Genomic DNA, 6,313 nt, shown 5'->3' with positions numbered 1-6,313 from the left:
CTACCTAAAACAATAACATATTCTTTTGGTGGAAGTGGAAGAAATATGGCTGAAGTAAATGAACAACTAAAGTTTGCATTTATGGTTGCGATGTTTTTAGTTTATTTTATATTAGCTGCTCAATTTGAATCGTATATATTGCCGATAATAGTAATGGGAACTGTACCATTATCAATAATAGGTGTATATAGTGGATTATTAATAACGGGACAAAAAACGAATACGATGGTTTTTGTTGGAATTATTATGCTGGCAGGAATAGTTGTAAATAATGCAATAGTTTTAATAGATTATATAAAAATTCTTTTGGAAAGAGAGTTACCTTTAGATCAAGCTATACTAGAAGCAGGAAGAACAAGATTAAGACCAATTTTTATGACAACAATGACAACAGTATTTGGAATGATTCCGTTATCTTTAGGGATTGGCCAAGGTAGTGAAATGTACAAAGGAATGGCCATAGCAGTTATATTTGGATTAATCTTTTCAACATTATTAACATTAATTTTAATTCCTGTACTCTTTTATGTTTATGAAGTAGGAAAAAAGGAAATTTCAAAGTATATCTAGTATATAGTTTCATAAAAATTGATTAGAGGGGTATGTTATGAAAAATAAATTTAGATATTTAATTTTAGGAATATTTTCTATTTTTAGTTTTTTAATATCTAGTGCAGCAACAATTGAAAAGGATTTGACTTACAATAATTATACTTTAAAAGATACTTATAAGTACGGGAAAACTATAAGGGAGTTTCAATGGGATAAAATATCTAGATATTTAGATCGATTAGATGGTTTTCAAGGAGAAAATATTAGATTTGGAACGTTAAAGAATTATAAAAATATAAATGGATTACCACCTGTAGCAAGACAAATAGCGATGGAAAAATATAGCGATGGATCAAGACCTTCAGTAAAAGATAAATTCGGAAATAGAAGAAGTCAAGGAATACCATTATATATAGAGGGACAGATGGATCGACCAGAAAGGTATGCTCCAGATGGTTCTTTAATTTCTATTTTATCAAGAGATTTAGAAAATTATAAAATTAAAGTTGAAGAAATAGATGGAGAATGGATAGTTCCAACTAGATATGTGAAAGAGATACAAGCAAATAGTTTTCCAAGAGTAGTAGTAGTAGATAGAAAAAATCAAAATATAGCAACTTTAGAAAAAGTTGGAGAGATTTGGAAGGTAAGAAGTATGAATCCAGCATCTACTGGACTTGATAGACCACCATATCAATTACCGACACCTTTAGGTGTATTTGTAGTTCAAGGAAAAAAATATAAGATGGAATATTTAAAAGATGGTAGCCATACAGAGATTGATGGCTATGCACCATATGCGAGTAGATTTTCAGGGGGAGGATATATTCATGGAGTTCCAGTTAATCTGCCTAGGACAGAGATGATTGAATATAGTCCAACGTTAGGGACAACTCCGAGGTCACATATGTGTGTTAGAAATGTAACATCCCATGCTAAGTATGTTTATGAATGGGCAGAAACAAATAAAGGATTAGTTATAGTAATTGAATAAAGGACATAAATAGAGTCAAGAATGTGAAGTTCTTGACTTTTTTTATGTAAAATGATAGAATAAAATGAGTTTTATTAGGAAAAAAGTGTTAAGTGGAGGTTTTTGTGTTAGGGAAAAAGTATTTAATGTTAGCTCTTATTTTAGGTTCAATATCAACAACATCATTTGGTTTTACATTAAAGAATCCTACAAAAACAGAGTTAAAATCATCAAAAATAGCATTGGAAGATAATGAAAAAAAATTATATGAAGAGATTGGATTAAATGGAAAGTTAAATTATGATGTTTTCAAAACAGCTCTGAATGGATATGGTAAGATTGATGGAAGAAAAAAAGAGCTATTAACAATAATAGATTATTCAAAGCCATCAACAGAAAAGAGATTTTTTGTAATTGATATGAATAAAAAGGAATTACTTGTACATTCACATGTATCTCATGGGAAAAATAGTGGTGGAAATATAGCAACTTCATTTTCAAATAAAGTTAGCTCGAATAAAAGTTCTTTGGGGTTCTTTTTAACTGAGAATACTTATATGGGAGGAAATGGATATTCGCTAGTTTTAAATGGTTTAGAAGAAGGGATAAACGATAAGGCGAAGGATAGATATATAGTAATTCATGGAGCAGATTATGCTAATCCTAAAATTGCTAAATCTCAAGGAAGATTAGGAAGAAGCTTAGGATGTCCAGCATTGCCTAGGGATATTTCTAAAAAAACTATAGATATGATAAAAAATGGATCAGTTATATTTGTATATGGTAACGATACAAATTATTTAGAGAGAAGTAGCTATGTGTAACATATAATAAAAGCAGCTAAATCAATTTAGCTGCTTTTATTATTATAAAGATTTTGATGCTTAATATGAATATCCATTTGTGGAAATGGAATAACAATATTAACTGAATCAAGTGAAGGTTTGATATTTTTTAAGATATCAAAATATGTATCCCAATAAACCTCATTTTTAGTCCAAACTTTTAATGCAATATCAATTGAACTATTACTATATTTTTCTATATTTATAAAAGGTGCAGGATTTTTTAAAATATTTTTATTGCTTTTAATCAAATCATTTAAAACTTGAAAAACTTGATCAATATTTGTTTCATAAGCAACAGAAATTACAATTTTCATTCTTCGATTTGGTGTCTTTGAATAATTAATGACTTGATTATTTATAACATTTCCATTTGGAATAGTTACAATATCCCCACTAAAAGTGGTAATAGTAGTAGAAAAAACATCAATAGATGAGATAAGACCATAGTTACCAATAACTTCTACTTCATCATCAACAGAGTAGGTTTTAAAAATTAAAATTATTAATCCACCAACGAAATTTGAAAGATTATCTTTTAAGGCTAGTCCTACACCTATTCCGATACTTCCTAGAAAAGCTATTAGGGATGTATGTTGAAATCCCACTATAAGTAATGAAATAATAAGAAGTATAACTATTGAACTAGTATCAATAATTGAAGATAAAAAAGTTCTAAAGGATGAATCAATAGCTTTAAAAGCTTGAGTTTGATAATATCTCAATAAAAAACTCTTGAAAATTTTTCGACCAATTATAAAAAATAATAAAGCAATAGCAAATCTGAAAAGGAAAATGATTAGGCTATTAGTTAAATTTACTAAAAATTCTTCATTTGTAAAAGTGTACATAACTTGTGCTAAAAATCCTTTGTAATGTTCTTCCATAAAAATCACCTCTATGATATTTAATTCTTAAAAAAAATAAATTTCCTTTTAAAATAAAAAGAGTTGCTAAGAAATAAAAAATATGTTAGAATAACAAAAGTGTAAAAAATAGGAGGGAACAATGCTGAGAAGAAGGTTAAAAAAGAAAAGAAAAATTACATCATTTTCATTTTTTTCATTTTTGAATTCTTTGTTCTTTTCTTTTAATTATTATATATTTATAAATAGGAATGGTAACTATATTATATAGTTTCTATTCCTATTTTTTTTAGAAAAAAAAAGGAGAGTGAAAATGAAAAAAAATAATTTAACAAAAAAAATATTTTATGCATTAGTTTTAGGTGTTACTATGGGAGTCGGGTTTCTTTTTTTAAGAGAAAGCTTAATTGCTGAGGGAAAAGAAAGTGTTTGGAATACTATAAACTCAATTTTATTCCAAGATATAACAAAAGCGGAGGGAGCTAAATCTTTTGGAGTTTTTTATATAATAGGTCAACTATTTATAAATGCATTACAACTAGTTATTATACCAATGGTATTCACATCAATAATTATTGCTGTGACAAGTATTCAAGATTCAAAAAGTTTAAAAAGAATATCTTATAAAACTTTCTTAGGATTTGGATTAAGTTCTGTTTTAGCTCTTCTATATGCATCAGTAGTTGGAATGATAGCTTATAAGGCTAATTTATTCTCAGTAGCAATAAATCAAGTTTCAGGAGCTGGAGGAGCAACATCATCAAATCCCTTATTAATAATAATAAAAGCTATTCCACAAAACATAATAGCGGGATTATCAAATAATGGAAATGTTTTAGTAGCAGTATTTTTAGGAATTTCTGTAGGATTAGTTTTAAATACTATGAATGATGAAAATTCAGTTGTAAAAAAAGGAATATTAGAATTAAATAAAATATCCCAGATATTCTTAACATTTATAATAAATAAATTTGCACCGATAGCTATATTTTCATTATTAATGAGAACATTTGCAATTTATGGGATAGGATATTTACAAATTGCTAGTATATATTTTGTTTTAACAGCTATAACTTTAATTGTATTCCTTATATTAGGGTATTCATTTATTATATGGATTTCAACAGGATTAAATCCAATTCATTTTATGAAAAAAATAGCAAATGTAGCGATGTTTGCTTTTTCAACGTCATCATCAGCTGCATCATTACCTTTGAATACTAAAACAACAATCGAAAAATTGGGAGTAGATGAAACAACGACATCCTTTGTATTACCAATGGGAATGACTGTAAATATGAATGGAACTGCAATAATGCAAGTTTTAGCAACTCTTTTTATAGCAGGAGTAGCAGGTTATGAGATTACTATATTCAATTTAGTAACAATATCATTATTAGCATTGCTAGCATCAATTGGAACACCAGCGGCACCAGGTAGTGGAGCTATAATTCTATTTACTATTTTAACAGGAATGGGATATAGCAATGAAATAGCAGTATCAGCTTATGCAATAATTTTAGGAATAAATAGACCATTAGAGATGTTATTAACTTCATTAAATGTTGTGGGAGATAGTGCAGTAGCGGTATATGTTTCAAAAAGCGAAGGGAAATTAGATCATGATACATATCATTCTTTAGAAGATGGAAAGATTAAGATATAAAAAATAAAAAGTAGATACTTTTCTTGTATCTACTTTTTTTTGCAAAAAATAGAAAAGGAGTTATTTGCATAACTCCAAAAACAATGAACAATGTGAATTCAAGACAAAACTGAATTAAAATTCAACAATTGAATTATAATTCAAATTTCATAAAAAAGCAAGAATTATTTTATAAGGGTTCATAAAAATATTTTTTCAAAAAAAGTTGACAATGTTAAAAAAATAGTTTATTATTTGTCTTAATAAAAAAAACAAAAGGAGGAAAAAAATGAACACTAAATTTAAAGTAAACTTTTTATTAATACTGATAATAATAATAAGCTCTATGGTTTGGTGTTAGATGAGATTTTTCTTCTAAGTATTCAAGCCTTATTTTAGTACAAATTTAAGGCTTGAGCGATAAAAAATTATTTTAAGGCTTGAGTCTATATAGATTTCAAGCCTTTTTTATTATTTATAAAAATTTGGGAGGAGTTAATATGATTGAAACTGGAAAAATTTGGTTTAATGGAGAATTGAAAGAGCATGATGATGCGAAAGTCCATGTATTGTCGCATGTATTACACTACGGATCTGGTTGTTTTGAAGGGATAAGATTATATAAATTGAAAAATGGAAAATCAGCAGTATTTAGATTAAAAGAACACATAGATAGATTATATGATTCTTGTAAAATTTATAAAATGGAAGTTCCTTACACTAAAGATGAGTTTATAAAAGGTGTTTTAGATACAATAAAAATAAATAAATTAGAAAGTGGCTATATAAGACCATTAATTTTCAGAGGATACAATCAACTTGGAGTAAATCCAGCAGGTAATCCAGTAGAATCTATAATAGCAGCTTGGAAATGGGGGGCTTATTTAGGAGAGGAAGGATTAAAAAATGGAATAAAAGTTTGTGTATCTTCGTGGAGAAGGCCAGCACCAAATACTCTACCAGCTTTAGCTAAAGCTTCTGGAAATTATTTGAGTTCTCAATTGATAAAAATGGAAGCTTTAGATATGGGATTTGAGGAGGGATTAGCTTTAGATTATTTTGGAAATATAAGCGAAGGAAGTGGAGAAAATATTTTTCTTATAAAAAATGGAGAACTTTTAACACCACCAATAGCATCTTCATCTTTATCAGGAATAACTAGAGATGTAGTTGTTAAAATAGCTAAAGATTTAGGGGTAGTGGTAAAATATGAAACATTGCCACGTGAGTTTTTATACTTAGCTGATGAAATATTTCTTACGGGAACAGCAGCAGAAATAACACCAGTTAGTTCAGTAGATAATATAAAAATTGGGTGTGGAAGTAGAGGAGAGATAACTAAAAAAATTCAGGAGGAGTTTTTTAAAATAGTTGAGGGAGAAAATGAAAAGTATAGCGAGTGGTTAACTATAGTTGAATAAAAGGAGGATAA

6 protein-coding genes are annotated in these 6,313 nt (G+C 27.9%); 5 read left to right on the top strand and 1 reads right to left on the bottom strand.

The window, feature by feature from the left end:
* The 3 genes from ACRC8M_RS09625 to ACRC8M_RS09615 all read left to right on the top strand — a co-directional run.
* Positions 1-570 (top strand): efflux RND transporter permease subunit (locus ACRC8M_RS09625; protein WP_438528946.1); only part of this gene is annotated, 570 nt, incomplete at its 5' end.
* A gap of 37 nt (positions 571-607) precedes the next feature.
* Positions 608-1,546, top strand: a complete 939-nt coding sequence (locus tag ACRC8M_RS09620; protein ID WP_438528945.1) for a L,D-transpeptidase — start codon at positions 608-610, stop codon at positions 1,544-1,546.
* Positions 1,547-1,650: 104 nt separating this feature from the next.
* Positions 1,651-2,349, top strand: coding sequence for a murein L,D-transpeptidase catalytic domain family protein (locus tag ACRC8M_RS09615; protein WP_438528944.1), 699 nt, complete (start codon positions 1,651-1,653; stop codon positions 2,347-2,349).
* 26 nt (positions 2,350-2,375) lie between these two features.
* Here ACRC8M_RS09615 and ACRC8M_RS09610 read toward each other — a convergent pair whose 3' ends face one another.
* On the bottom strand, positions 2,376-3,257 hold the full coding sequence (locus ACRC8M_RS09610) for a mechanosensitive ion channel family protein (RefSeq protein ID WP_438528943.1): 882 nt from the start codon (positions 3,255-3,257) through the stop codon (positions 2,376-2,378).
* A gap of 292 nt (positions 3,258-3,549) precedes the next feature.
* Here ACRC8M_RS09610 and ACRC8M_RS09605 point away from each other — a divergent pair, with 292 nt between their 5' ends.
* Both ACRC8M_RS09605 and ACRC8M_RS09600 read left to right on the top strand, forming a co-directional pair.
* Complete coding sequence (locus ACRC8M_RS09605; protein WP_438528942.1) at positions 3,550-4,902, top strand: dicarboxylate/amino acid:cation symporter; 1,353 nt, start codon at positions 3,550-3,552, stop codon at positions 4,900-4,902.
* A gap of 479 nt (positions 4,903-5,381) precedes the next feature.
* Positions 5,382-6,302, top strand: a complete 921-nt coding sequence (locus tag ACRC8M_RS09600; protein WP_438528941.1) for a branched-chain amino acid transaminase — start codon at positions 5,382-5,384, stop codon at positions 6,300-6,302.
* Positions 6,303-6,313: the final 11 nt, after the last annotated feature.

Origin of the sequence: Cetobacterium sp., from assembly GCF_051653945.1 — a bacterium.
Classification (GTDB): Bacteria; Fusobacteriota; Fusobacteriia; order Fusobacteriales; family Fusobacteriaceae; genus Cetobacterium_A.
This window is presented reverse-complemented; position numbering and strand designations above follow the sequence as displayed.